General features: G+C 66.6%; 22 protein-coding genes. 6 read left to right on the top strand and 16 right to left on the bottom strand.

Translation table 11 applies throughout. The features are described from left to right. Positions 1 to 157 precede the first annotated feature (157 nt). Positions 158 to 574, bottom strand: coding sequence for a chemotaxis protein CheW (locus tag IE158_RS00940; RefSeq protein WP_189641798.1), 417 nt, complete (start codon positions 572 to 574; stop codon positions 158 to 160). 20 nt (positions 575 to 594) lie between these two features. Beyond that, positions 595 to 954: a response regulator gene (locus IE158_RS00945; protein ID WP_189641799.1), complete on the bottom strand. Its 360-nt coding sequence runs from the start codon at positions 952 to 954 to the stop codon at positions 595 to 597. Positions 955 to 1,206: 252 nt separating this feature from the next. Here IE158_RS00945 and IE158_RS00950 point away from each other — a divergent pair, with 252 nt between their 5' ends. Both IE158_RS00950 and IE158_RS00955 read left to right on the top strand, forming a co-directional pair. Further along, positions 1,207 to 2,553 (top strand): hypothetical protein, encoded by a 1,347-nt coding sequence (locus IE158_RS00950; protein WP_189641800.1) that lies wholly within the window; start codon positions 1,207 to 1,209, stop codon positions 2,551 to 2,553. A 10-nt stretch (positions 2,554 to 2,563) separates the two neighbouring features. Further along, a complete protein-coding gene (locus IE158_RS00955) occupies positions 2,564 to 3,358 on the top strand; it encodes a class I SAM-dependent methyltransferase (protein WP_189641801.1) in 795 nt (264 codons plus the stop codon). 22 nt (positions 3,359 to 3,380) lie between these two features. On the opposite strand, the gene IE158_RS00960 is transcribed toward IE158_RS00955, so the two are convergent. From IE158_RS00960 to IE158_RS00970, 3 genes are all read right to left on the bottom strand, one after another. After that, the gene (locus IE158_RS00960; RefSeq protein ID WP_189641802.1) at positions 3,381 to 5,630 is read right to left on the bottom strand and encodes an MMPL family transporter; all 2,250 of its coding nucleotides are present in this window, start codon (positions 5,628 to 5,630) and stop codon (positions 3,381 to 3,383) included. Positions 5,631 to 5,834: 204 nt separating this feature from the next. Next, entirely contained in the window at positions 5,835 to 6,233 is a 399-nt protein-coding gene (locus IE158_RS00965) for a hypothetical protein (protein ID WP_189641803.1), read from the bottom strand. 97 nt (positions 6,234 to 6,330) lie between these two features. Further along, positions 6,331 to 7,719, bottom strand: a complete 1,389-nt coding sequence (locus tag IE158_RS00970) for an NCS2 family permease (RefSeq protein WP_189641804.1) — start codon at positions 7,717 to 7,719, stop codon at positions 6,331 to 6,333. Positions 7,720 to 8,105: 386 nt separating this feature from the next. On the opposite strand from IE158_RS00970, the gene IE158_RS00975 reads away from it, so the two are divergent. Together IE158_RS00975 and IE158_RS00980 are read left to right on the top strand one after the other, a co-directional pair. Beyond that, entirely contained in the window at positions 8,106 to 8,321 is a 216-nt protein-coding gene (locus IE158_RS00975; protein ID WP_189641805.1) for a DprA-like winged helix domain-containing protein, read from the top strand. 181 nt (positions 8,322 to 8,502) lie between these two features. After that, a complete protein-coding gene (locus tag IE158_RS00980) occupies positions 8,503 to 8,970 on the top strand; it encodes a YbaN family protein (RefSeq protein WP_189641806.1) in 468 nt (155 codons plus the stop codon). A 45-nt stretch (positions 8,971 to 9,015) separates the two neighbouring features. Here the strand turns inward: IE158_RS00980 and IE158_RS00985 are convergent, their stop codons facing one another. Beyond that, positions 9,016 to 10,410 carry an NAD-dependent succinate-semialdehyde dehydrogenase gene (locus IE158_RS00985; protein WP_189641807.1) on the bottom strand — a complete coding sequence of 465 codons (1,395 nt, stop codon included), beginning with the start codon at positions 10,408 to 10,410 and terminating at the stop codon, positions 9,016 to 9,018. Between the two features lie 78 nt (positions 10,411 to 10,488). On the opposite strand from IE158_RS00985, the gene IE158_RS00990 reads away from it, so the two are divergent. Further along, positions 10,489 to 10,755 (top strand): hypothetical protein, encoded by a 267-nt coding sequence (locus IE158_RS00990; RefSeq protein WP_229838814.1) that lies wholly within the window; start codon positions 10,489 to 10,491, stop codon positions 10,753 to 10,755. On the opposite strand, the gene IE158_RS00995 is transcribed toward IE158_RS00990, so the two are convergent. From IE158_RS00995 to IE158_RS01040, 10 genes are all read right to left on the bottom strand, one after another. After that, positions 10,752 to 12,149 carry a sensor histidine kinase gene (locus IE158_RS00995; RefSeq protein WP_189641808.1) on the bottom strand — a complete coding sequence of 466 codons (1,398 nt, stop codon included), beginning with the start codon at positions 12,147 to 12,149 and terminating at the stop codon, positions 10,752 to 10,754. The two genes, IE158_RS00990 and IE158_RS00995, sit on opposite strands and share 4 nt — an antisense overlap. Further along, positions 12,150 to 12,824 (bottom strand): response regulator transcription factor, encoded by a 675-nt coding sequence (locus IE158_RS01000; protein WP_189641809.1) that lies wholly within the window; start codon positions 12,822 to 12,824, stop codon positions 12,150 to 12,152. 272 nt (positions 12,825 to 13,096) lie between these two features. Next, a complete protein-coding gene (locus tag IE158_RS01005) occupies positions 13,097 to 13,672 on the bottom strand; it encodes a hypothetical protein (RefSeq protein WP_189641810.1) in 576 nt (191 codons plus the stop codon). 152 nt (positions 13,673 to 13,824) lie between these two features. Further along, positions 13,825 to 15,636, bottom strand: coding sequence for an ABC transporter ATP-binding protein (locus tag IE158_RS01010; RefSeq protein WP_189641811.1), 1,812 nt, complete (start codon positions 15,634 to 15,636; stop codon positions 13,825 to 13,827). A 101-nt stretch (positions 15,637 to 15,737) separates the two neighbouring features. Further along, the gene (locus IE158_RS01015; protein ID WP_189641812.1) at positions 15,738 to 17,558 is read right to left on the bottom strand and encodes an ABC transporter ATP-binding protein; all 1,821 of its coding nucleotides are present in this window, start codon (positions 17,556 to 17,558) and stop codon (positions 15,738 to 15,740) included. 70 nt (positions 17,559 to 17,628) lie between these two features. Next, the gene (locus tag IE158_RS01020; RefSeq protein ID WP_189641813.1) at positions 17,629 to 18,855 is read right to left on the bottom strand and encodes an MFS transporter; all 1,227 of its coding nucleotides are present in this window, start codon (positions 18,853 to 18,855) and stop codon (positions 17,629 to 17,631) included. A 164-nt stretch (positions 18,856 to 19,019) separates the two neighbouring features. Beyond that, positions 19,020 to 19,673, bottom strand: coding sequence for a LutC/YkgG family protein (locus IE158_RS01025; RefSeq protein ID WP_189641814.1), 654 nt, complete (start codon positions 19,671 to 19,673; stop codon positions 19,020 to 19,022). After that, positions 19,670 to 21,226, bottom strand: a complete 1,557-nt coding sequence (locus IE158_RS01030; protein WP_189641815.1) for a lactate utilization protein B — start codon at positions 21,224 to 21,226, stop codon at positions 19,670 to 19,672. Before IE158_RS01030 ends, IE158_RS01025 begins: the two co-directional genes overlap by 4 nt. Beyond that, positions 21,223 to 21,966 (bottom strand): (Fe-S)-binding protein, encoded by a 744-nt coding sequence (locus tag IE158_RS01035; protein ID WP_189641816.1) that lies wholly within the window; start codon positions 21,964 to 21,966, stop codon positions 21,223 to 21,225. The genes IE158_RS01030 and IE158_RS01035 overlap by 4 nt, the downstream gene beginning before the upstream one ends. A gap of 149 nt (positions 21,967 to 22,115) precedes the next feature. Beyond that, positions 22,116 to 23,825 (bottom strand): lactate permease LctP family transporter, encoded by a 1,710-nt coding sequence (locus IE158_RS01040; RefSeq protein WP_189641817.1) that lies wholly within the window; start codon positions 23,823 to 23,825, stop codon positions 22,116 to 22,118. Between the two features lie 207 nt (positions 23,826 to 24,032). Here IE158_RS01040 and IE158_RS01045 point away from each other — a divergent pair, with 207 nt between their 5' ends. After that, on the top strand, positions 24,033 to 24,851 hold the full coding sequence (locus IE158_RS01045; RefSeq protein ID WP_189641818.1) for a FadR/GntR family transcriptional regulator: 819 nt from the start codon (positions 24,033 to 24,035) through the stop codon (positions 24,849 to 24,851). The last annotated feature ends 18 nt before the right edge of the window (positions 24,852 to 24,869 follow it).

Below are 24,869 nucleotides of genomic sequence, written 5' to 3' on the forward strand. Positions count from 1 at the left end.
ACACGGCAGGCGGTGACTCGGCCAGACCCTCTATTTAGATTTGTCCAGTTTTAGGGGAGCACTCCAGTGGCAGGGGCAGTCGGAACGGTGGGCGCAGTGGAAGTCATGGAGTCTCCTCAGAACCAAGAGCGGGAGTGGGTGAGTAGATGTGAAAGCATCAAACGGGAGTCAAGCGGGCCTGCAAGGTGCTGCTCAGTACCCCTGGGTTGATGACCCGGACTCTGAACTCCAGCCGGTAATCCCCGGTGTCTTGGGGCATAGAGATCATGTCGGCGGTGGTCAGTGGCTCTTCGGCGGTGAGGTTGCCCACCACTTCATCCATGGGGAACACCAGCAGCTCTTCGCCCATCTGAGCGACCAAGCCCAGCGGAGCGCTGTGGCGGGGCAGTCCAGCAAGGTGGTAAAGGTCCAGTAGCGGGCGGGCCTGACCACTGGCGACCACCAGGCCTGCCAGTCCTCCCCGGCCACCAGGCAAGGGGGCCACCTGGCCCAGTTCAATCACTTCGCGGCTGAGGTGGGCGGGCAAGCCCAGCACCTCGTCTTTGTAGCGAAACAGCAGCAGTCGCTCAGCCATATCTCACTCTCCCTGAAAGCTCAAAGGTGCCGGCTCAGTACACCCTGCACGTCGGCTGGGGTGTAAGGCTTGATGATGTAGTCGGCGGCACCCTGACGCAGGCCCCACTTGATGTCGGTTTCGCTGCCCTTGGACGACACGAAAATCACTTTGAAGCTGGGCGCAGGGAACTCGCGCTTGATGCCGCGCAGCACCTCGTAGCCGTTGCGCTCAGGCATGACCACGTCCAGCAGGACCAGCTCTGGGCTTTCGCTGGCAATCATCTGCTCAGTGTTGGCCGGGTCGCTGGTGCTGGCCACCGTATGGCCCATGCCACGCAGCACTTCGGTCATGAAGCGGATATCGGCGGGTGAGTCGTCAACGATTAGGATCTTTGCCATGGAACGTTCCTCCAGAGGAATGTGGGTGAAGAGATAGGACGGTGTGGGACTTGTCTCATCGGGCATGGAACATGCCTAAATACCTCTTTAGAATCCGCTCCGCTCCTCACTGGCCTCTTACACACCGCTGCCTTTTTGACCCAAAGTGCGTCTTGGACACTTTCTGAGGCAGCGACCTTAATTCATGGCCCTTCAGGACATCTGCTCTGTTCCAGGACCGGTGGAGCTGGCTGGCGCGCTACCCTAAGGAATATGGGAGAAGCCAAACGCCGCAAACAACTTGGTCTGATGCCTCAGACCCATCCTTTTGAAGTGATTGCTCAGCCGCAGAGTGACGGCTGGCAGTTCGACTGGCTGCGTGTGCCGCAGGGCGACCTGGCCCGTGTGCTCGAAAGCAGCCTGAAAGAAAGCTTGCCTGGCCCTGCCGGGTGGGCAGCTGATTACCGCACCCGCTGGGTGGCAGCAGGCCGGCCCACCGACTACCTGAACAGCGTGGACGATGTGGAAGCCATCCGCGTGCCCGAACGTCTGCGCCTGAGTGGTGAGCTGCTGACCGGCTTTGACCCCCGCTCGCTGAAGGACCGCGACGATGACGCCGCCAGCCGCTTTTTTCTGCTGGGCAGCGCCAGCACAGGCGAAGGCGAGGAAGGCGACCACATGGCGCTGCACCTGCGTGAGCAGCAAGTGGCGTTCGCACAGGGCCGCTGGGAACCGCTGCCCAGCGCGGCTATGGGCGAGCGTGCTCTGAAATTCCTCATGCAGCATCCGATTGCCCGTGAGCGTGGGGCGCTGCAAGCCACCTATCAGGTGACGCACCACCGTGAGGGTCTGGTGACGGTGGACCCCGAGCCGCCCGCCGAGCTGCTGGGCGCGCTGGAGGTGCTGGCGCAGACCCTGCACGGTCAGGGCGAAGACGCCTGGGCCGCCGCGCACCAGCAAATGATCGAGCGTACCGAGTGGGCCGACGAAGCGGGCCGTGAACTGCCGCAGGGAGCGCCCGCAGCGCGCCGCCTGACCTTTGAACTGCGGGAACGCGCTCCCCTCAACACGCCGCTGACGACGCCGGTAGGCGAGTGGGGCGAGCTGGTGATTCTGGTGGGGCAGGGCAGCACCGAGTTCAGTCCTGACGGCACCGTCTGGTATTCCTACGTGGACCCCAGCGCCGAGCCCACCGAGTCGGAGCTGAGCGAATTCTTCAACCAGATTCTGGACCTAGGTACGGTAGAGGTCACCGTGATGGCCGACGGACGTGTGACTTGGGACGAGAGCGAAGTGGCCGCCGAGCACGCAGACCGCCTGCGCCGCGACCTGCTGGACCAAACCGGCGCAGGCGAGCCTGCACGCTGGGCCGAATTTGCCCGCGCCGCCCTGGTCGAAGCCTACGAGGACACCGCACCTTTCCTGGCCGAGGTGCCCGCTGCCGACTTCCCCGTCCCGCAGGGCCTGAAGCTGGACGTGCCGCTGGACGCCATTGAGGACGCTGAGCACCCCAATGAATTGCTGTTCGAGTCGCAGGTGACGTTTGACGGCAAAACCTGGGCGGACATCTACCTGGACGAGCTGCCCGCCGAGCTGCTGGCACTGCGGCCCCAGAACTAGGGAGCTGTGGGTGCCGCGTGCCACGCTGGCCGACTGTGACGCCATCGCGCCGGGCTATGGCTCGCTGAGCTTCCTGGCGCTCAGTGCCCGCGAGGTGGTGCGCTGGGCAGGGCCGCGCTCCGGCGAACACTGGGTGGATGTGGCCACCGGCACCGGCGAAGCAGCCCGCGCCCTGGCCGGAGCAGTGGGGCCGGGCGGTGCCGTGCTGGCGACGGACCTGAGTGCAGCGATGCTGGCCGCCGCCCAACAGCAGCCCACGCCGCCGGGGCTGCGCTACGTTCAGGCCGACGGCGCGCAGCTGCCGGTGCCGGACGCCAGCCAGGACGGGGTGTTGTGCGCGGCGGGGCTGTTTTTCCTGCCGGATATGGGGGCGGCCCTACGCGAGTGGCGGCGGGTGCTGCGGCCTGGGGGGCAGGTGGCTTTCAGTTCGTTTGCCGGGCCGCTGATGGCTCCGCTGCCGGGCCTGTGGGCGGCCCGCTTGGCTGAGCTGGGTCTGAGGCCGCCAGTGCCTCCCGCTGCCCGCCTCGGCACCCTGGCGGCGGCGGAAGAAGTGCTGACGCAAGCGGGCTTTGCCCAGCTGCGCCTGGAGGCTCAAGGCCTGCCCCTGTCCCTCGCCTCGGCCCAGGAGCGCTGGCACCATATCGAACAGGGGCTGGAAGGCTTGCCTCTGCGGGAGTTGCCGCCGCAGGAGGTGGCCCGCTTGCGGGACGAGCATCTGGCTGAGCTGGCTCCCTTTTTTGCCCAGGGACCGGCCACGTTCAGCGTGCCGCTGCTGCTGGCCGCGGGGCGGGTGCCCGTGCGCTGACGCTGGAGCCAGCACCGTACGCTCAGTGTCGCAGGTCCAGCCGGGGCAGCCAGCGCTCCAGCCAGGGCGGCAGCCACCAGTTCCAGCGCCCGGCCAGCCGCAGCACGGCGGGCACCAGCGCCAGCCGGACCAGCGTGGCGTCCAGCAGCACGGCAGTCGCCAGGCCCAGGCCGATGCTCTTGGTCAGTACCACCCGGCCTGCGATAAACGCCGCAAACACAATCAGCATGATGAGTGCCGCCGAGGTGATGATGCGGGCCGTGCGGCTCAGCGCCTGAGCTACCGCTTCGTCGTTGTCCAGGCCAGCTTGCACGCCCTCGTAAACCCGCGAAATCAGAAAAATCTCGTAGTCCATGCTGAGGCCGAACATCACCGTGAACAGCAGCAGCGGGAGCATGGCGTCCATCACGCCGCTGCCGGGGGGAAAGCCCAGGACGGGACCGAGCGGGCCGCTTTGCACGGCGGCCACCACGCACGTCGCGGCGGCCACCGTCAGGCCATTGAGCACGATGCTTTTGACCGGCACCACCAGACTGCGGAAGGCCAGCAGCAGCAGCACGAACGTGGCCGCGAACACGCTGAGCATCACGCTCGGCAGCGTGCCGGTCACGGCGTGGCTGAATTCGCGCTCGCCTACTGGGGCACCGCCCAGCAGTGGTGGACTGCCGAGGCTGGGTGTGGGGCCTGAGGTCAGTGCCGCGCGCAGCTGCGGCTCCAGCAGGTCAATTTCGCTGGCATTGAGGTAGCGGTCCGGAATCACGGTAAAACGCAGGAACTCTCCGCTCTGCGAGAAGCTGCGCCGGTTCAGCTCGATGGCCGTGCCCAGTCCGTCCAGCCCGCCGCCCTGCGCCCCATTTGCCTGCGCAGCGGCTTGCAGATCCGCAGCACTCAGAAAAGGGCTGATGGTGGCCTGCACGCCCGGCACGCCCGCGACGCGCTCCACCGTCTGCCGAAAGGATTCGGCGTCCTGGGCAGGGTCATAGGGGCGGGCCAGCGGCAGAATCACCTCAAACTGCGAGAGTAGCCCGCCCGCTCCCAGCTCGCGGACATCTTCCAGGGCGTCGCGGCTTTCGATGCCGGGCGACAGGCCCCAGGCCCCGCCGTAGCCGGTCTGAATCTGCGTAGCGGGCCAGGCCAGCAGCAGCAGAAACCCTCCCCCGAGCAGGGTCCAGCGCCAGGGCCTGTGCATCACCGCCCAGGCCCAGCGCTGCCAGCCGGGTGAGGGTTCGGCCAGGCGGCCAGGGCGCAGTGCCCAGCGGCGCGGGCTGTTGACCCGCTCTCCCAGCAGCGTGAGCAGCGCAGGAAGCACTGTGACCGAGGCCAGGACCGTCATCAGCACGGTGAGCACGCCGCCCACGCCGATGCTCTGCACAAAAGTAATGGGCGGCACCAGCAGGCCTGCCATCGCAATCATGACCGTGGTGCCGCTCCACACCACCGAGCGTCCCGCCGTCAGCAGGGCCGTGTGCGCCGCGCCCGCGCTGCTTTGCCCGCGCCCCAGCTCCTCTCGGAAACGGCTGACCATCAGCAGGGCGTAGTCAATTCCTGCGCCCAGGCCCAGCATGGTCACCACGCTCTGCGCAAAGGTTGCCACCTCCATCACGCCGGTCAGCAGGTACAGCAGCGCCATGCTGGCCGTGATGCTTACCAGGCCGACCAGGATCGGCAGGCCACTGGCGACCAGGGCCCCGAACACCAGCAGCAGCACTCCGGCAATCAGGGGCAGGGCAGTCATTTCGCTGCGCTTCGTGTCGGTTTCGGCGTAGCGGGTAAAGTCGTCGGCAATGGCCTGACTGCCGGTCACCCCGACCTGTGCGCCCCGCTCCCGCTCGAAGCGGGCGCTGTACTCGCGGATGGTGGCCAGTGCCGTGTCCGCGCCTTCGTACAGCGGAATCTGGGCCACCAGCAGCTCGGCCCCCGGCGCTGTGGCTCCGCTGCTGACGCTTACCTCACGGCTGGACCGCACCGCCGACACGCCCGGCAGGTCCAGCAGGCCAGCGCGGTAATCGGCGGCGGCCTGCTCAGCGGCCTGTGTGCTGACCTGCGGCCCCGGTTTGAAGACCAGCAGCACCGGATTGAGCGCCTGTTCGCCGAATTCACCGCGCAGGAGGGCGGTGACCTGGGTGCTTTCGGCATTGGGCAGCTCCCCGATGCTGGCGCTCAGGCGGCCCGGAGCCTGCCAGGCCAGCGGCGCGGCCAGGGCCAGCAGCACGGCCCAGAGGATCAGAACCTGTTTCGGAGCTTGGGTGACCCAGTCGGCCAATCGGTGCATGGCCGCAGTCTAGGGCGCACGTGGCGGGCAGAAGTGGGGGCCCGAGTTCAGGGTGCGCCGAAGCCGACTGGCCGCAGAAAATCGGGCTGGCCGGGTATCTCTGTCCAGACTTCCACGACTTGCCCGCCCTGCTTGTCCTGTGGGCCACCACGCAGCCGCCCTATCCGGCAGAGTGATTTTTGGTCAGGTAGTGGACAGACCACGTCATGCCACTGCCCATCCAGCGCCTGGACGCGCCCAGTGTGTAGCTGCGGAACCGCAAACAGGTTGGCGCGGAACCACGGCTTCGGCCTCGGCGGGGGTGGGGGCGTGGCCGTACAGGGCCGTCATGGCGGCGAGCGAAGCGTGGTCGCCGCTATAGGGCAGCAGCAGCACTGCCGGGCCGTCCACTTCAGTCAGCACCCGGTCTGCCGCGCGGCAATACTCGGCCTCCTGGCCCCGCGCACAGACCCGTACCCAGCGGCGCAATTCGGCTGGATTTTGCAGGTCAAGGCCGGCGCTGTAGCTGTAGAGCAGCAGCCAGCCCAGATACAGTCCCAGGAGAACCAGCGCCGCCGTCATAGCCCGCGCCGCGCCCCGACCAAGTGTCCTCGTGCTGCTCATGCCACCAGCTTATATGGGCCGCGTAGGCAGCCCAAACGCAAGAAGGCAAGGTCTCCAGCAGGGGGTGGTGGCTGCCGGAGACCTCGGTTGCGGATGGTTATTCGCCCAGGAACACGTAGCGCAGGGCCAGCAGCGCGGCAATGAAGTACAGAATCGGGCTGACCTCGCGGCCCCGCCCACTCAGCAGCTTCAGGCCGCAGTAGCTGATGACGCCAAAGCTGACCCCGTTGGCGATAGAAAAGGTCAGCGGCATAAACAGCAGGGTCAGGAATGCGGGCAGTGCCTCGGTGATGTCGTCCCAGTCGATGTGCTTTAGGCCCTCCAGCATCATGGCGCCCACCAGAATCAGGGCCGGGGCGGTGGCGGCACCGGGAATCGCGGCGGCCAGCGGCCACAGGAAGGTGGCCAGCAAAAACAGCACGGCCACGGTCACGGCGGTCAGGCCGGTGCGCCCGCCCTCTTCGATACCGCTGGCGCTCTCCACATAGGCGGTGGTGGTCGAAGTGCCCATAAAAGCACCGAACATGGCGGCCAGGCCGTCGCTGGCAAACAGGCGGCGGGCACGCGGCATTTCCTGGCCCTCCCGCATGTATCCAGCGCGGTGTGCCAGCCCGGTCAGGGTGCCGGTGGCGTCAAAGAAGTCCACGAAGAAAAAAGTAAAGATGACGCTGAGTGCCCCCAGGCTGAGCGCTCCAGCAATATCCAGCTGGCCGATCAGGTCGCCCGGCCAGACTGGTGCGCCGATGATGCCCGCCACGCTGCCGGTCAGCCCCGGAAAGGACTGGAGGGCCCCGTCTGCGCCGCCCGCGTACACCTGCGCTCCGGTCACGATGGCCAGCAGGGTCGTCGCCAGAATGCCCCACAGCACGGCGGCAGTGACCCGGCGGGCCATCAGTGCGCCCGATACCACCAGACCGAACAGGGCCAGCCACACCGGCGCGGCAGTCAGGTGGCCCAGACCGACCAGGGTGGCGTCATTGGCGACCACGATGCCTGCATTTTTCAGGCCGATAAAGGCCAGGAACGCCCCAATGCCGCCGGTAATCGCCAATTTGAGCGACAGCGGGATGGCCTGCACGATGGCTTGCCGTGCCCCCATCAGGCTGAGCAACACGAACAGCACACCCGAAATAAAGACAGCGCCCAGGGCCGTCTGCCAGGGCAGGCCCATGCCCAGCACCACGCTGTAGGTAAAAAAGGCGTTCAGGCCCATGCCGGGAGCCTGCGCGAAGGGGTAGCGGGCCACCAGACCCATCACTGCTGAGCCGAACGCCGCCGAGATGGCTGTGACCATCAGGAGCTGCACGAAGGCGTTGGGTACGTCAATTGCTGCCGAGAGAATCTGCGGGTTCACGAAGAGGATGTAGCTCATCGTGAGGAAGGTGGTCAGGCCGGCGCGCAGTTCGCGCTGCACGGTGGTGCCGTGCTCGGTCAGGCCGAAGAAGCGGTCCAGCCAGGGGCGCTGGGTAAAAGGAATATTGGTCATGGGTCTCCTTGGAGGGGGGAAGCCAGGCCTCCACTGGCGGGGAGCCGGCGCACAAGGTCACGGTGAGAAGAGCCCCGAAAAGCCCGCGACCTGCCGGTGTAACAAAGGACAACAGTGTCAAACGCTGCGCAGGCAGCGCCCTCAACACAAAAAAGGCCGGGAGTCACCCCACGCGGCCTTCAGCGAACCTCCATGTTTTAGCTCATCTGCCTGCCTGTCTCTAGTGCGTGCCCAGCTGAGGAACAGCCGCACGCCCGCAGTGCGGTTCTCATTTGTTGTTTGCACCAGCGCTGCGGATGGGGGCACATGAGCCTGGGCCTCCAGATCAAGCTTGTATTCATGCCCCGTGGCAGTATGTGGGTCCAGCCGCACCCTACACTGGCGCTATGACCCTTTCTCCTGCCCAGCAAGTGCTGGAGTTCCTGACCCGTGAAGCTCCCAAAGCCCACTCTGCCGACGAACTGACGGCCCTACTGGACATGGACACCGCCACTGTGCAGGCCGCGCTGCAAGAGTTGGAAGCTGCGGGTGCCGTCGCCTCCGAAAGCGTAAGCGGCTACGGCGGCAGCGATACCCTCTGGCGCGTTGCTGAAGGCAACTGACCTGCCCTGGAGCTGCCTGGCTCCATCGGTACGGCTGTAGTGACCAGAACGTTTGCCTTCTCCTTAATGCCGAGGAATGCCGAGGAATGGAGGTGGAGCTGAACCACTTCGCCTCTGGCTCAATCGCCCACTTTGCAGCTTTTGACGCCATGTCAGCGCCGCCAAGCGTTAGGCTGGAGCCATGAGTGCTCCTGACCCCCAGCGCGGGACGGCCCCACTGCCCGTGCAGGATGTGGACAGTCCGGACGACCCTTTTCTGTTTCCGCGTCCGGTGCGGCCTTTTGCCATCGGGGCTGGGCTGCTGCTTACTGTGTTGGGTGTGGCTGGGGCCATTTTGCCGCTGATGCCGGGCACCGGGTTTCTGGTGGCGGCGGCGTGGCTGTTTGCCCGCTCCAGCCCCAGCTTTGAGCGCTGGCTGCTGGGGTTGCCGCTGGTGGGGCAGATGGTCCGCGATTTCCGCGATGGTGTGGGCATGACCGCACAGGCCAAGTGGCTGACCTATCTGTCTATCGCCCTGGCAGTGGGCCTCAGCGTGGGGCGGATTCCGGTGCTGGTTGGACAGGTCGCCTGGGTGCTGATCGGCGTGACTGGCGTGTGGTACATCTCCCAGCGGGTGCCGACCAAGCCTGCGGACCAGCCGTCCAGCTAGCACCGGGTGCAGCATTTACGGCAGTCCTCCGCTGCTCGGACCTGTTTATTCTGTCTTGGCTCCGGCGTGTGACCCGCCGCCCACCGACACGGCCTTGATGTTCACGAATTCCAGAATGCCCTCGCGGCCCAGCTCGCGCCCGAAGCCGCTGGCCTTGACCCCGCCGAATGGCAGGCGTGGGTCCGACACCGACATGGAATTGAGAAAAGTGGCCCCAGCTTCCAGCTCCTCGATAAAGCGCTCCTGCTCGGCGGCGTCCCGCGTCCAGGCGCTGCTGCTCAGTCCGAAGCGGGTGGCGTTCGCCAGGGCGATGGCCTGCTCGATGTTGTCCACTACGTAAAGGCTGGCGACTGGCCCGAAGGTTTCTTCCCACCAGACGTCCATTTCGGCGTTCAGGCCGCCCAGCACGGTGGCGGGATAATGGTAGCCGCTGCCCTGCGGCATCTCGCCGCCCAGCAGCAGCTCAGCCCCTTTGCTGACCGCGTCCTGCACCTGCTCATGCAGCTCGTCACGAATCTGGGCAGTCGCCAGAGGACCGAGGTCGGTCAGAGGGTCCATCGGGTCGCCCAGTTTCAGCTCACGCATGGTCGCCACAAAGCGGTCACGGAACGCTTCATACACGTCCCGGTGCACAATAAAGCGCTTGGCTGCGATGCAGCTCTGGCCGTTGTTGATGGTGCGTGAGGTGACGGCGCTGCTGACCGCCGCGTCCAGGTCAGCGCTGGGCATCACGATAAAGGGGTCCGAGCCGCCCAGCTCCATCAGCGCGGGTTTGAGGGCGTCGCCCGCCACGCTCGACACCGCCCGCCCGGCTCCTTCAGAACCTGTAAGGCTGACGGCTTTGACCCGCTCGTCGCGCAGCACAGCTTCCACATCCCGGCTGCCGATCATCAGGGTCTGAAAAGTGCCCTGCGGCAAGCCCGCATCACGGAAAATCTCCTCAATCGCCAGGGCGCAGCCGGGCACGTTGCTGGCGTGCTTGAGCAGCGCCGTATTGCCGGCCATCAGCGTGGGCGCGGCGAAGCGGAACACCTGCCAAAAGGGGAAATTCCAGGGCATGACCGCCAGCACTGCGCCCAGTGGCAGATAGCGGACTTCGGCCCGCTCGGCGTCTGTCTCGGCAGGCTGCGGGGTCAGGAACTGTTCGGCGTGCTCGGCGTAGTAGCGGCAGACCTTGGCACATTTGAGCACCTCCTGGCGCGAGGCTTCCAGGGTCTTGCCCATCTCGTTGGTCGCCAGCTGCGCGAGGCTCTCGGCCCGCTCTTCAAGCAGCTCGGCGGCGCGGTTCATCCATGCAGCCCGCTCGGCAAACGTGGTGCGGCGGTAGTGGACAAACGTGCCGTGAGCATGGGCCACAGCGGCCTGGGTCTGCTCGGCGCTCAGGGTGGGGTAGTCACGGAGTTTCTCGCCAGTGTGAGGATTAACGGCGGTCATGGTCATGTCTTCATGATAGCCGGGCGGGTCTGGACTCCGGCCCCACCCCTCACCGGCCTGTAAGGTTTCTGTTATTTTTTTGCCATGACCGCTTCGGCCTATCCCCCCGTGAGAATGCAGACCCACATGGGTATTCGCTACTCGGGTGATTTGCTGGAGCGGACCGCTGAGCGCATCACCCTGCGGCTGACCCTGCGGGAATTCAGCTGCTTTCCCAAGCCTGGAGACAGCCTAGCGGTGCGGGTCGGTCAGGATCAGCTGGACGCCGTGATTGTGGAGATGAAGCAGGGCGCTCCTGAAGAAGATTGGGACCCTGCCGTGCAGCTGCGGCTGATCTGCCGCCTGAGCTAGGAGGCACCTTTATCACCTTCCGGCCCCGCTTCACCGGGCAGCCACAGCTCTATGCACAGGCCTCCTTCCGGTACATTCCGCGCCCGAATGTGGCCGCCGTGTGCCTGCACCACCCCCCGGCTGATGCTGAGGCCCAGGCCACTTCCGGCCCCCAGCCCTGCGGCGTGCCGTGAAGGGTCGGCGCGGTACAGCCGCTCGAACAGGTGTGGCAGGTCCTGCGGCGCGACGCCGGGTCCAGCGTCCTGCACCTGCAAGGTCACGCCGCCCGCCTCGGCCCTGGCCCGCAGCGTGACTGGGGTGCCGGGGGCATGGTTCAGCGCGTTGCCGATCAGGTTGTCCAGCACCTGCCTCAGCCGGTCCGGGTCCGCCGTGACCCTCAGGTCAGCGGGGGCGTCCAGCCTCAGTGCCGAGCCGCGCTGCGCGGCCACACCAGCAAAAGCCTGCGCCGCTTCTGTCAGCAGTTCGGCCACCGCGACTGGGCGGGGGTGCAGGGGCAACTCGCCGGAGTCGGTCTGGGCCAAGAGCCGTAGGTCGGCCACCAGCCGCGCCATGCGTCCGGCCTGGTCGTTCAGGCGGGAGAGGCGGGCCGGGGTGGGCTGAAAAGTGCCGTCGAGCATGGCTTCCAGCCCGCCGCGAATCACGGTCAGGGGGGTGTTCAGGTCGTGGGCGATGTCGGCGGTGAGCTGCCGCCCAGCCTGCTGGGTGCGCACCACCTCGGCGTGCATTGCCCGGAAGCTGCCCAGCAGGTCGCTCAGTTCGTCCTGCACGGGGCGCGGGGGTAGTGGCGTGGGTTCTTCGCCCCGGCTGAGCGCCGCAATCCCGCCGCGCAGCTGGGTCAGGGGGCGCAGCAACCGGCGTGCCAGCCAGCCACCGAGCAGGGCCGCCAGCAGGCCGCTGGCCGCCGTGGCCCAGGCGATGGCCTGGGTGGTCCGCCGCAAAAAAGCCGCATTTGCGCCTTCGATGTCGGGACGGCCACGCGGCACCAGGTAGCCGACCTTCTGCCCGCTGACCTCCACCGGCACGGCCTGGGCGCGCTCACTTCCCGTCAGTGGCCGGGTGTCGGGCCCCACGGGGCGAAACTGCGGGTCGGTCAACACGAAAAGGGTCCGCCGCCCTGGCCGGTCTGCGCGGCTTCCCTGCGGCCCGGTCCCGGCTGGCCCTGAGCCCAGGTGTTCTGGCTGCTCGGGTGAAAAAGTCGCCAGTGTGCCGCCCGCTTGCAGGTGAGTGTGCAGCTGCGTCTCGATGCGCTGGCGCTCCTGGTCAGACAGCAGGGTGCGGAACTGGTCACGGGTGAGCGCCGCACTGAGGACCCCCACCGACCCCAGCGCCAGCGTGCTGACCACAAAAAAGGCCAGCGCCAGTTGCCAGGCGAGCGGGATTCTCAGGGGCCGCATCTAGTCCCCCTGAAGGCGGTAGCCCACGCCGAACACGGTCAGAATCAGTTGGGGGCTGGCGGGCTCCTCTTCCAGCTTGGCGCGCAGGTTGCGGATATGCACGTCAATGGTGCGCTCGGACCCCAGGGCATCTTCCTGCACGGCTTCCAGCAGCTCCAGCCGCGTGAACACCCGCCCTGGGGCGCGGACCAGCACCTGCAAGAGGTCGAACTCGGTGCGGGTCAGCTCGGCCCGCTCACCGCGCACGCGCACCGTGCGGGCTTGGGCGTCCAGTTCGAGTGGACCGGCCCGCTGCACCTGGGAGGCGGGCTCTGCGCTGCCGCGCCGCAGCTGCGCCCGCACCCGCGCCAGCAGCTCAGCCATAGAAAAGGGCTTGGTCACGTAGTCGTCCGCCCCCAGCTCCAGGCCCAGCACCTTGTCCAGCTCGGCGTCGCGGGCGGTCAGCACAATCACTGGTGTCTGGAAGTCGGCCCGGAAGGCCCGCAGGAAGTCCAGGCCGTCCATCTCCGGCATCATCAGGTCCAGCAGCACCAGGTCCGGCGCGGCGTGGCGGGCTTCTTGCAGCCCCTGCCGCCCGTTGCTGGCGACCCGCACGGCGTACCCGTGTTCGCTCAGGTACTCGCGCAGCAGGTCGCGGATGTCCAGATTGTCTTCGATCAGCAGCAGCGTTTTCATGGCGGGGCGCTCCTTTGTTCGGCCCTTCAGCGCGGCAAAAGCAGCCTGGCGTTCTGGACCTCTGGGCTGCAGTCTAGAGGCTGTCCAGAAAATCGTGGAGCTGCGTCCGTCGCTGCGGTGTGAGGCGAGCAGGGCAAAGCGACATGCACACCACTCCGCCGCTCACCGTAGGTGCTGAGTGACCTCCAGGCGCTGGGTCTGGTGCGCAGCACGGCAAGGCCCGCCGGATGAGGGCGGGCGCTGCCGTGGGGGTAACGGCTGAGCTGACGGGCTTATTGGCCGGAAGCGGGGGTCACTTGGTTGACCTGGTTGGGAGCGGTCTGTGTGCCGCGTCCTGGTCCGCGCTGGGGTTCTACGCCCAGGGCGCTTTCGGCAGCGTGGACCAGGCTCATGGCGGTGCGGTGGGCGCTCTGCTGGGTGCTGGCGTCAGCGCTGCTGAGCAGGGTCTGGGCCTGCTTCAGCCACTGCGCCGCCTGAGCGTTGCTGCCGCTCTGGGCCAGCAACTCGGTGATGCGCGTTTGCAGTTGCGTCTTCATCTCGGCTTGCCGTTCAGCGCGCTGCGCTTCGGTCAGCTGGGGCCGCTCGCCGCGTTCGCCCATGCCGCGTGGCCCGTGGCCCTCACCGCGTCCTGCGCCGCGTTGGTGGTCATGTCCGCCTTGAGGCTGGGCCGCGTTGGTGGCGGTCTGGCCGGGCGTGGTCTGGCTCGTCGGGGCAGCCTGCGTCGCTGCGGCCTGCGGTGTGGTCAGCGTGGTGGCCTGAGAAGCGGTCTGGGTGCCAGCGGCCAGCGCCGAGCCGAAGAGGATGGCAGCGGTCAGGGGAAGCAGGGTCAGGTTCTTGTTCTTGTTCATGATGATCTCCTTTTGGCAGATGGGGCAGTGGGGCTGGGTGCGGCTTTCCACTGCCTCATCTGCGGTCCAGTGTGGGCCAGCGCTGTTCAGGGCATTTGCAGGAGATGTTCAGAAGTTGCGTAGAGGGAATGCGTAGAGCTGGCCGGGCAGCCTTAGTCGGCTTCCTCGGCCCACAGGGCGCGCATTTCGGCGCTGCGCTCCAGCAGCTCAGGCAATGGCCCCTGGTCCAGCACCCGGCCTCCGCCGAGCACGACCACCCAGTCGGCACGGCTCAGCGCGGCGCGGCGGTGCGACACCACCAAGCAGGTGGCGTCCAGCTCGCGGCTCAGCGCGTCCCACAGGGCACTTTCGGTGCGGGCGTCCAGGGCGCTTGACACATCGTCAAACACCAGCAGGTCGGCGTCGCGGGCCAGCATCCGGGCCACGGCGGTGCGCTGCACCTGTCCGCCGCTCAGCTTCACGCCGCGTGCGCCCACCGGCGTATTCAGCCCCTGGCCGAGCTGCGCCAGGTCGGTGTCCAACTGGGCCAGCCGCACGGCGCGGTCCAGCCGCTCCTCGCCGCTGCCGCTCAGCACGTTCTCGCGCAGGGTGTCGGAGAAAAGGCCCGGCAGCTGCGCCGTGTAGCTGGAACGCGGCGGCACAAAAAAGCTGGCCGGGTCCACCACCCGCTCGCCGTTCCAGAGAATCTCGCCGCGTTGGTGCGGCAGCAGGCCCAGCAGGGCGCGGACCAGCGTGCTCTTGCCGGAGCCGATGCGCCCGGTGACCACCACGAATTGGCCCCGGCGCACGGTCAGGTTCACGTCCTGAACGCCGCCGCTGGCTCCCACCTCATGGCCATATTGGGCGCTCAGGCCGCGCACTTCCAGTTCCCGTAGTGGCTCGGCCAGCGCTGCCTGGGGCAGCAGGGCGGGCAGCTCACCGCGCAGGCCCAGCGGGGCGTGCCGGGCAGGTTCATCAGTGGGGGCGTCGGTCAGCAGTCGGCCCATGCGCTCAAAGGCCACGCCGGTGCGCCGGTGCGTGGCGATCCAGTCTCCAAAGAAGCCCAGCGTGCCGGTCAGCCGGGGCAGCAGCCCGATAAACAGCACGAAGTCCGCCACCACCATCTGCCCGCCCACCACCAGCCGTGCGCCCAGCAGCAGCACCAGCCCGGTCGCCAGGAAGACCATATTGGTGTTCACACCCCGGATCAGCTCGGTCAGCAGGACGTCGCCCAGGGCGGCTTTCTGGCGGGTTTCGCCCAAGCGCCGCAGGTGCGCCACCATCTGCTCCTCGCGGCCCGCCAGCTTGACGGCCCCCACCGCGCCGAACGTCTCCCCGATAAAGTCGGTCACGCGGGCAGTGGCTTCGCGCATGCGGCGGCGGTAGGTGCGGATGCGCGGTGAGAGGCGGCTGACCACCACGATCATCAGGAACAGGGGAGCCACCGTGAGCAGCGTCAGCAGCGGGTCTACCCGCAGCATCAGCCACACCGACACCAGCACGAACAGCGCCATGCCGAAGCCGTCGACCCAGGCTTCGATGTACTGGTTCACGTCCTCCACGTCGTCGCGGAAGCGGCTGACCGCCTCGGCGGGGGTGTCGGGCAGGGTGCGGGTGCCGCTGGCCGTGAGCAGGTAGTTCAGCAGATTGCGCCGCAGCAGCGCTCCGGTGGTGCCGATCAGCTCTATGAATTTCAGGAATGCAGCGTAAAACACGCCGAAGCGCAGCACGCGGATGGCCGCGAACACGCCCAGCATCAGCCACACAGGCGTCAGTTCGGCGCCGGGGCCGGGCGTGACCAGCTCCAGCCGCCGGAACAGTTCGCTGACGGTCCAGGCCATCGCAGCGGGCAGCAGATAGACGCTGGCCCACAGCACCATATTCAGAACAAAGAGCGCCGGGTTGTAGGCAATGATGCGCCGCGCCAGCGCGAATGTCTGGCGGCCATCCACCCGGTAGCGGTGAAGGTCGGGATGTGTGGTCATGGGATGGGGCCTCCGGGGTTACAAGGTCTGAGGGTCTAAGCGTCTCAGGGTCTAAGCGTCTAAGGGGCTGATGGGCTAAGGGTCTGGGGCTTTGCTGGGGGTCAGACCAGCAGTTCTTCCATCAGGGCTTCGGCGCTTTCCTCGTCTGCGCCAGCCGAGGCCCGCAGCAGTGCGGCGTACTGCGACTTCGGGTCGGCGGCCAGCTGTTCACGTGCGCCGAATTCCAGCACCTCGCCTGCGCCCAGCACCAGAATCTGGTCGGCGCGGGCCACTGTTTCGAGCCGGTGGGCAATCACGATGGCGGTGCGCCCGCGCAGCAAGCGGGTCATGGCCGCCGTGAGCGTGGCCTCGGTGGCGGGGTCCAGGCGGCTGCTGGGTTCGTCCAGAATCACCACTGCTGGGTCACGCAGCAGCACGCGGGCAAAGGCGAGCAGCTGCTGTTGCCCCGCGCTCAGGCTGCCGGTGGGCAGCGGGGTCTGCACGCCCTCTGCCAGCCCGTCCAGCCAGTCGCCCAGGCCCACCTCGCGCAGCGCGGCGGCCACCTGCTCATCCGGCACCTGTGGGTCAAAAAAGGTCAGGTTGTCGCGTACGCTGGCCTGGAAGACCTGCACGTCCTGGCTGACCACCGCCACCCGCGCCCGCAGGCCGGTGAGGGACAGGTTGGTGGTGGGCACGCCACCCAGTCGCACGGCTCCTGCACTGGGGTCGTACAGCCGTGAGACCAGCCGGGTCAGCGTGGTTTTGCCGCTGCCGGTGCGGCCCAGGAGGCCCAGCATCTGCCCGGCAGGCAGGCTGAAGGACACGTCTTTGAGGACTGGCTCGCTGTCCGGCGAGTAGCGGAAGCTTACCCGGTCAAAGGCCAGTTCCGGTGCCCCGGCGCTCAGTTCCTGCGTGCCGCTGGGCAGCTCTGAGCGCAGCGCCAGTAGCTCTCCGATGCGGCTGAGGCTGGCTGCTGCTTTTTGCAGGTCTTGCAGCTGCTGGCTGAGCTGGTCAATCGGTTCTTCCACCATGCTCATGTACGAGTACAGCAAAAAAGCCGTGCCCAGCGTGATGGTGCCTGCCGCGTACAGCCCCACCGCCGCCGAGAGAATCGCCACGTAACCAGCGGCAAAGAGGCCCATGCTCAGCTGCCAGACGGTAGCCCGCGCCTTCCACGAGGCCAGGAAATTGCGGAAGAACTCGCGCTGCACTTGCAGGAAGCCGCGCAGGTGGTGCTCGCCAGCGCCCAGGGCGCGGACATCGTCCAGGCCCGCCAGCCGCTCTTCGACGTAGCCGTAGAGCTGCGCGCTGCTCTCGCGCTCGCGCCGGGTTGGCTCGACACCGATTTTGCGGACCCGGTTCATGGCCCACAGGGTCAGGGCCGCAAACAGCGTCACGCCCAGCCCGATCCAGACATTGACCCGCCAGAACATGACCAGGGCGCCCAGCAGCAGCAGCCCCGCCCCAAACACCCGCACCGCAAACTGCGAGAAAAAGTTGCTCAGGGCGGTCACGTCGCCGTCAATGCGCTCAATCAGCTCGCCGGGGGTGCGCTCCTTGTGCTCGGCCATGTCCAGGCTCAGCAGGTGCCCGGTGAGGTCGGCGCGCAGCTGGTTGGTGGCCTGCCAACCGACCCGCGCCCCCAAGTAGGTGGCGGCGGCGTTCATCAGCTGCACGGCCACTGCAAAGGCGATATAGGTCAGGGCCAGCCGGGTCAGGGCAGCCAGGTCGGCGTCCGCGCCCAGGCGGGCCCCGTCCACGAAGCGGGCCAGCAGCTGCGGCAGGTTCAGGTTCAGGGCAGTCGAGGCCAGCAGCAGCGCGGCCAGGGTCAGCATCCACCATTTTAGCGGAGCCAGGTAGCGGCCCAGCACGGCCAGGGTGCGCGCCGAGTCGCCCGGTGGGGGACGCTGGGCCGCAGCAGCGGGGGAGAGTTCGGCAGTCATACGCCTAGCCTACGGTCCAGCCCCTGGCAGGACATGGGCCAGATGGCGTAGTGGGGAAGGCACCTGTCCTTCAGATGGGTTCCAGTGCTGTCATCTCGGCCCGCCGGGTCTGAATGCGGCCTTCCAGTACCATGTACAGCCCCGCCGAAGCAAAGCCCAGGCCCGCCAGGACAAACCACATCGGTGCGGCTCCGGCCTGTTCCAGCAGCGCCGCGCCCAGCAGTGGGGCCAGCAACCCCGCCAGCCCCGCCATGCTGCCCACCAGCCCGATATACCGCCCGCGCTGCTCGGGTCGGCCCAGTTCGCTGATCACTGTCTTGGAAATCGAGTAGGCGACAATTTCGCCCACGGTCCAGACCACCACTGCCAGCATGTGCGCCCAGAGGGTAGCCGCAAAGGCATGTCCCAAAAAGCCCAGCCCCAGCAGCGCCGCTCCGATAGGTTGCCAGCGCGGGTGGTTGTCCCGGGCAATCAGGTGACCCAGCGGCAGGCCCAGCAGGACCACCAGGACACCGTTGACCGCCAGCACCTGCCCGTACTGCGCCGCTGTGTAGCCCGCTTCTGCGAACACCAGTGCCAGGAGCTTGTAGCCCTGATAGGTCAGCGAGTACAGCAGCGTGGCCAGGCAGAACTGCCACAGCAGCCGGTCACGGGGGAGCCCCAGGCCCCTTGCTGCGGCTCCCGCTGCGGGCGGGCGGCGCTCAGGCCGGGTGTTGGGAAAGCGCAGGGTGAGCAGCAACGCATAGATGAACATGGCCGCCGCGTCCAGCCAGAACACCAGCCGAAACGATACCCCCGCCAGCCAGCCGCCCAGCACCGGCGCGACAGAAGCGCCCACATTGATGGCCCAGTACAGCAGGTTGTAGGCGCGGGTCCGCTGGGGCCCCTGGGTGAGCCCGGCCACGGCGCTGCTCACCGCAGGCTTGTACATGGACTGAAACAGCGCAAAGGCCAGCACCCCGCCAAACAGCTCCGCGAACGTGCGCGCCTGGGCCAGCAGCAACAGCATTAGCCCGCCGCCTGCCAGCGAAAGCCGCATGGTCACGGCAGTGCCGAAGCGGTCACTCAGGGCACCACCCAGTGGCTCGGACACAAAGCGCCCGATGCCCATCGCGCTGAGGATCAAGCCCACTTGCCCCAGGCTCAGGCCACGCTCCGCACTCAGATAAAAGCCCAGCAGCGGCACCACGAACTCCCCCACGCGGTTGATCAGGGTGCCGACCCATACCACCCAGAAAGCGGGCGGATAGGCAGCGTACAGCCGCCGCCAGGGCGAGAGAGCAGATGTGGAAGTCACGCCGTCATCATGCGCCGGGCTGCCGACGGAGTGAAGTGTTGTCTCTGTGGACGTTACAAAAGAGATTCAGCTACCAGCAAAGCAACCTGGACAGCTTCCGCGTGGCTTACGGTGTGCGGTCCAGGTCTCGCTGTTGGTTCTGCCGGGCCAGGTGCAGCCCCGCGCTACTCCGCGATCACAATCACATGCAGCGCACGTGGGCCGTGAACGCCTTCGACCCGGACCAGTTCGATGTCGCTGGTGGCGCTGCCGCCGCTCAGCCAGGTGAGGGGCCGCCCGGCCCGCACCGCAAGGCCGAGCCGCTCCACCGCTCCACGCACCGTCTGCACAATCTGGTTTTCGCGGACCACGCACACATGCAGGTCGGGAATCAGGCTCAGCGCCCGGCGGCCCTGCTCTGCACCGTGGTCCAGGCAGATGGTGCCGGTTTCGCTGACAGCCACGGCGCAGCCGGTCACCACCGCCTCGGCGCGGTCCAGCTGGGCGTGGCTCAGGGGTGGCTCGTCGCGCAGCTGCTCCAGTCCAGCGGGCAGCCAGTCCGCCGGAATGCCAGCGGGCACCAGCACCCGCTGAGCGCGGCCCAGTGACGCCGCAATGGCCTGGGGCAGCTCGGCCAGCGGAACGCGGGTGTAGTGGGCCCGGTAGTCCAGAATGCGGTCACGGAACTGCTCTTCACGTTCGGCGGCGCTCAGGGGCTGCGGGCGCGGGTAGGCGGGTTTTTCTACCGGCGCGGCTCCAGCAATAGCGCGGTTGATGACCGTGAGCATCTCTAGCCTGGCTTCGGCGTTGTGGGGATGAACGGACTTTGGGTGGCTCATGCGTGGTCCTCGCCTTCTTGGCCGTGTTGCCCGGCTGGGGGGTGGCCGCCTTCCTGTACATTTGCAGGCGGGCTTTCGCGGTTCTGGGCGTCCTGAACGATGTCGGGCGGGCCAGCCTGTGTGTTAGCGTCTACGGTGCGAGACCCTTCACGCGCCTTCCACCATTCGCGGAAGCCTTCACGGGGCAGCGCGGGGAGGTCGCGTACCTCGGTCCACCCGGCCAGCATGCCGGGCAGCCAGCTGATTTCGCCCTGCCGGACCAGCGGGCCCTGGCCCAGGCGGGCCAGCCGCAGCGCGCCTTCCCAGCGCCAGCCTTCGCTCATCGCTACGCGGGCCGCGCCCATCGCCAGGCTTTCGGCATTCGGGCCCTTGTGCGCGTTGCCCTCATTACGCAGATAAATCAGCACCTGCGGAATATTGATTTCGACTGGGCACACTTCATAGCAAGCGCCGCACAGGCTGGACGCAAACGGCAGGCTGTTGGCGTTCTTGTCGTGCATGCCCAGCAGCTGCGGCGTCAGGATAGACCCGATGGGGCCGGGGTAGACACTGCCGTACGCATGCCCGCCCGCCCGCTCGTATACCGGACAGACATTCAGGCACGCCGAGCAGCGAATGCAGCGCAGGGTCTGGCGACCAAACTCGTCGGCCAGCACGTGGGTGCGGCCATTGTCCAGCAGAATCAGGTGGAATTCCTGCGGGCCGTCGCCCTCGGTCACGCCACTCCAAAACGAGTTGTAGGGATTCATCCGCTCAGCTGTTGAGGAGCGCGGCAGCGTCTCCATGAATACGGCGATGTCTTCCCAGGTGTCCAGCACCTTTTCTATCCCCATGATGCTGACCAGCACTTCGGGCAGCGTCAGGCACATGCGGCCATTGCCTTCCGATTCCACCACGCACACGGTGCCGGTTTCAGCCACGGCGAAGTTGGCCCCCGACACGGCCATGCGAGTGGTCAGGAATTTGTGGCGCAGATAGCGGCGGGCGGCGGCGGCCAGGTCCTGGGGGTTATCGCTCAGCCCACCCTCGCCGGGCAGCTCCGCATTGAACAGCGCCTGAATCTCGGCGCGGTTGCGGTGAATGGCCGGCACCAGGATGTGGCTGGGCGTATCGTGTGACAGCTGCACAATCAGCTCGGCCAGGTCGGTTTCGATGGCATGGATACCGTGCTCCTCCAGCGCCTGATTCAGCTCGATTTCGTCGCTGGTGATGCTCTTGACCTTGATCAGCTCGCGCTCGCCGTGTGCCAGGGCGATGCGTGCCACGATTTCACGGGCCTCGGCGGCGTCGCGTGCCCAGTGGACCTGGCCACCGCGTGCCTGCACATTGCGTTCCAGTTCCAGCAGCCGGTCCGACAGGTTGACCAGGCTGTCATCTTTGGTGGCTGCGCCGAGCTGCCGCAGCTGCTCCCAGTAGGGCAACTCGGCCACCACGGCGGCCCGCTTGGCGCGGATGGTGTGGGTCACCTTGCGCAGATTGGCCCGCAGCTGCGGCTGATTTACCGAAGCTTCGGCGGCTTTGGGAAAGGGCGCTTTGGGGTGCAGTCCACTCATGCAAAAACCTCCTCTTCGGTGCTCGCTAGAATCTCGGCCAGGTGAACGGTGCGGACACCTGAGCGCAGGCGGTGCAGCCCACCGCCGATATGCAGCAAGCAGGAGTTGTCGCCCGCCGTGCAGGCTTCGGCTCCGGTGTCCTGAATATGGCGGGTCTTGTCGGCCAGCATGGCCGCGCTCACATCGGCGTTCTTGACGGCAAAGGTTCCGCCAAAGCCGCAGCATTCCTCGGCTCCTTCCAGCTCCAGCAGGGTCATGCCGCGCACGTTGCGCAGCAGTTGCAGGGGCCGGTCCCCCACATGCAGCATCCGGGCTGCGTGGCAGGTGGGGTGGTAAGTCACGCGGTGCGGGTAGTATGCGCCCACATCGGTCACGCCGAGCCGGTCTACCAGAAACTCGCTCAGCTCAAAGATCCGGCTTTCGAGGGCCTGCACGCCGCGCAGCAGCTCGTCGTCGCCTGCCCACTGGGCAGCTTGCGGGTACAGTTCGCGCACCATCGCCGCGCATGACCCGCTGGGCATCACCACAGCTTCGGCGTGTTCGTATTCGCGCACGAACTTGCGGGCCAGCACCAGCGCGTCCTCGCGGTAGCCGGTGTTCATGTGCATCTGCCCGCAGCAGGTCTGACAGGGGTTGAAGCGCACTTCACAGCCCAGGCGCTCCAGCAGCCGCACGGTGGCCTGTCCGGTGCGGGGAAACATGGCGTCGTTCACGCAGGTCAGGTAAAGGTCTACTTTCATGGCGTGGCTCCTTGTGGGTTCTTTGGGTTCTCGTCTGGGTGGGGTGCGGGAGGAGAATGGCGCAGGGGGCCTGGAGTGGCCCCGGTTTTCCCGCGCTGCACGCATTCGGCACGCGCTCAGATATGGCCTTGTGCGGCCACTCTAGGCGTTTAGGGGAGTGGAATCATGCCCGGCACCACATAGGCCTGGAGATAAGTGATCAGCATAATGACGGCCAGAAAGCCCAGGCTCTTGCGCACCGTGAAGCGGAACAGGTCGCTTTCCTTGCCGACCAGGCCCACGGCAGCCGTCGCCACGGCGATGCTCTGGGGGCTGATCATCTTGCCGGTCACGCCGCCGGTGGTATTGGCCGCCACCATCAGGGCCGGGTTGACCCCAATCTGCTGCGCGGTCACGTACTGAAGATTGGAAAACAGCGCGTTGGAGCTGGTATCTGAGCCGGTCAGGAACACGCCCAGCCAGCCCAGCACTGGACTGAACAGGGGGAACAGCTGCCCGGTCTGTGCCAGGGCCAGGGCCAGCGTGGCGCTCTGCCCCGAGTAGTTGGCGATATAGGCAAACCCCAGCACCAGCATGATGCTCAGGATAGGCAAGAACAGTTCGCGCACGGTTTCGGTAAAAGTCTGCACACCCTGCTTCACGCCCATGCCCAGCACCGCCATGCTCGCCAGCGCTGCCAGGAAAATGGAAGTGCCGGTGGCCGAAATCAGGTCCAGCTTGTAGGTGGCGGCGTAGGGGGTCGGTTCGGCCACGATAGGCGCTACCTTCAGAATCTCGTTGTGTACGCCGGGCACGTCCCAGTGCAGCACGGTTCCTGCCAGTGCGCCGCCAGTCTTGGCATCAAACAGCGCCTTGAAGGCGGGCAGGGTCCACACAATCACGAACAGGGTCAGCAGCAAGAAGGGCGACCAGGCTTTGATCACGCGGCCCGTGGTCAGCGGTTCGCTCGCTGCTGGGGCCTGGGGTGCGCCCACTTCTTCGCCTACGCCAGCAGTCGCGGCGGCCACGTCACCGGGCACCGGCTGCACCTCGCTCGGCTGCCAGAACTTCAGGAATCCGGCGGTGGCGACCAGACTGACCAGCGCCGAGGTGATGTCGGGCAGCTGCGGCCCCAGGTAGTTGGAAGTCAGGAACTGCGTCAGCGCGAAGCTGAAGCCAGCCACCAGCAGCGCGGGCCAGGTCTGGCGTACGCCTTTGAGGCCGTCCATCACGAACACCATAAAAAACGGCACAAACAGCGCCAGCAGGGGCAGTTGCCGCCCGGCGATCTGCCCGATGATGTGCGGGTCTATTCCAGTCAGGTTGCCCGCCACCGTGATGGGAATCCCCAGTGCTCCAAAAGCCACCGGGGCTGTATTGGCAATCAGGCACAGGCCAGCGGCGTACAGCGGATTCAGTCCCAGGCCCACCAGTAGCGCCGCCGTGATGGCCACTGGCGCGCCGAAGCCTGCCGCCCCTTCCAAAAAAGCCCCGAAGCAAAAGCCGATCAAGACCACCAGCAGCCGCTGGTCATGGGTGATGCTCAGCACCGACTCGCGGATGACAGCAAACTGCCCGGTCTTGACGGCAATCTTGTACAGAAAAACGGCAGTCAGGATGATCCAGCTGATGGGCCATAGGCCGTAGCCGAAGCCGTACAGGGTCGCCATCACAGCTTTGGCGATGGGCATGCCGTAGCCGAACACGGCGACCAAAAAGGCCAGCAGCACGGTGATGGCTCCAGCCACGTACCCCTTGAGCCGCAGGCCCACCAGGGCCACAAAGAAGAAGACAACCGGAATCAGTGCGGCGGCAGTGGACAGCCACAGGTTCCCTCCGATTGGCGCATAGTTCTGGGTCCAGAGCTGAGCGGTTTCCATAAGTCCCTCCATACAGCGTTGGCTGGCCCGCACAGGCCAGACGCGGCTGCCCTTTTCTGTTGTCAGATGCCAGAAAGTTTAGAGATAAGGTGTTCTAAATGTCAACTGTTCTGAACAATAGAACTCCGGGCTTCCGGTGCGTAGGCGGTTATGCTGTCAGGCAGCCGTTTCAAATCCTTCCCGCATTCGTGTAGAACCTGGAGAATCATGCCCCGCACCCGAGCCCAGCACGCCGCCCCAAGTCAGAAGTCACCCAGTCAGAAGGTATCCAGTCAGCAGCTGCCCAGTCAGAAAGTGTCCGGTCAGAAGATGAAGGCCCAAATTCAGCCGCTCAAGCGCCAGCCTTCAGTGGGGGCCAGCATCGCCGCACAGTTGCAGACTCTGATTCAAAGTGGCGCGTACAAGCCCGGTGAGCGGCTGCCAGGGCAACGTCAGCTGGCCGAGCAGTTCGGGGCCAGTCTGGCTGGGGTCCGCGAGGCCCTCAGTGTGCTGTCGGCGGCTGGGCTGGTGGAAGCCCGGCCAGGACGCGGAACGCTGGTGCGCTCGGTGGGGGGCGGCGAGCCCACCTTTGACGGCTGGCTGGGTGCGGTAGGCGACGCTAGCGAGTTGGCCGAGCTGATCGAGGCCCGCCGGTTGCTGGAAGCTTTTACGCTGCGGGAAGCGGCGCGGCGAATCACGCCCGAGGGGGCTGCTGAGCTGTCCGCCGCGCTCGAAGACCTCCGGGCGGCGCTCGGCGATCCCGAAGCCTACGTGCAGGCCGATATGCAGTTTCACCTGTGCCTGGCGCGGCTGGCTGGGAACCGGGTCATCATCCGGCTGATGCAGGCCATCCAGGCCCCGCTGACCGAGCAGCTGCGCAGTTCCATCGCTCACCTCAGCGAGCGCGGCGCACTGGCCGAGAACTTTGCCACCCATGAGCGGCTCTCTCTGGGCGTGGCAGCTGGCGACCCGCAGCAGGCGCAAGCGGCCTTTGATGATATGCTGCGCGGCGCACTGGCGGCCTTTGAAGAACTGGCAGCCCGCTGAGCGCGCACCCTGCCTATA

This window comes from Deinococcus piscis, assembly GCF_014653275.1.
GTDB lineage: Bacteria > Deinococcota > Deinococci > Deinococcales > Deinococcaceae > Deinococcus > Deinococcus piscis.

Excerpts from the sequence above, each read along its gene's own strand:
- IE158_RS00940 (WP_189641798.1), bottom strand. The coding sequence starts at position 574 with ATGGCTGAGCGACTGCTGCTGTTTCGCTACAAAGACGAGGTGCTGGGC.
- IE158_RS00945 (WP_189641799.1), bottom strand. The coding sequence starts at position 954 with ATGGCAAAGATCCTAATCGTTGACGACTCACCCGCCGATATCCGCTTC.
- IE158_RS01025 (WP_189641814.1), bottom strand. The coding sequence starts at position 19,673 with ATGAGCCACCCAAAGTCCGTTCATCCCCACAACGCCGAAGCCAGGCTA.
- IE158_RS01010 (WP_189641811.1), bottom strand. The coding sequence starts at position 15,636 with ATGACCACACATCCCGACCTTCACCGCTACCGGGTGGATGGCCGCCAG.
- IE158_RS01035 (WP_189641816.1), bottom strand. The coding sequence starts at position 21,966 with ATGAAAGTAGACCTTTACCTGACCTGCGTGAACGACGCCATGTTTCCC.
- IE158_RS00985 (WP_189641807.1), bottom strand. The coding sequence starts at position 10,410 with ATGACCATGACCGCCGTTAATCCTCACACTGGCGAGAAACTCCGTGAC.
- IE158_RS01015 (WP_189641812.1), bottom strand. The coding sequence starts at position 17,558 with ATGACTGCCGAACTCTCCCCCGCTGCTGCGGCCCAGCGTCCCCCACCG.
- IE158_RS01030 (WP_189641815.1), bottom strand. The coding sequence starts at position 21,226 with ATGAGTGGACTGCACCCCAAAGCGCCCTTTCCCAAAGCCGCCGAAGCT.
- IE158_RS01000 (WP_189641809.1), bottom strand. The coding sequence starts at position 12,824 with ATGAAAACGCTGCTGCTGATCGAAGACAATCTGGACATCCGCGACCTG.
- IE158_RS00990 (WP_229838814.1), top strand. The coding sequence starts at position 10,489 with ATGACCGCTTCGGCCTATCCCCCCGTGAGAATGCAGACCCACATGGGT.
- IE158_RS00975 (WP_189641805.1), top strand. The coding sequence starts at position 8,106 with ATGACCCTTTCTCCTGCCCAGCAAGTGCTGGAGTTCCTGACCCGTGAA.
- IE158_RS01005 (WP_189641810.1), bottom strand. The coding sequence starts at position 13,672 with ATGAACAAGAACAAGAACCTGACCCTGCTTCCCCTGACCGCTGCCATC.
- IE158_RS00980 (WP_189641806.1), top strand. The coding sequence starts at position 8,503 with ATGAGTGCTCCTGACCCCCAGCGCGGGACGGCCCCACTGCCCGTGCAG.
- IE158_RS00995 (WP_189641808.1), bottom strand. The coding sequence starts at position 12,149 with ATGCGGCCCCTGAGAATCCCGCTCGCCTGGCAACTGGCGCTGGCCTTT.
- IE158_RS01045 (WP_189641818.1), top strand. The coding sequence starts at position 24,033 with ATGCCCCGCACCCGAGCCCAGCACGCCGCCCCAAGTCAGAAGTCACCC.
- IE158_RS00960 (WP_189641802.1), bottom strand. The coding sequence starts at position 5,630 with ATGCACCGATTGGCCGACTGGGTCACCCAAGCTCCGAAACAGGTTCTG.
- IE158_RS00970 (WP_189641804.1), bottom strand. The coding sequence starts at position 7,719 with ATGACCAATATTCCTTTTACCCAGCGCCCCTGGCTGGACCGCTTCTTC.
- IE158_RS01040 (WP_189641817.1), bottom strand. The coding sequence starts at position 23,825 with ATGGAAACCGCTCAGCTCTGGACCCAGAACTATGCGCCAATCGGAGGG.
- IE158_RS00950 (WP_189641800.1), top strand. The coding sequence starts at position 1,207 with ATGGGAGAAGCCAAACGCCGCAAACAACTTGGTCTGATGCCTCAGACC.
- IE158_RS00965 (WP_189641803.1), bottom strand. The coding sequence starts at position 6,233 with ATGAGCAGCACGAGGACACTTGGTCGGGGCGCGGCGCGGGCTATGACG.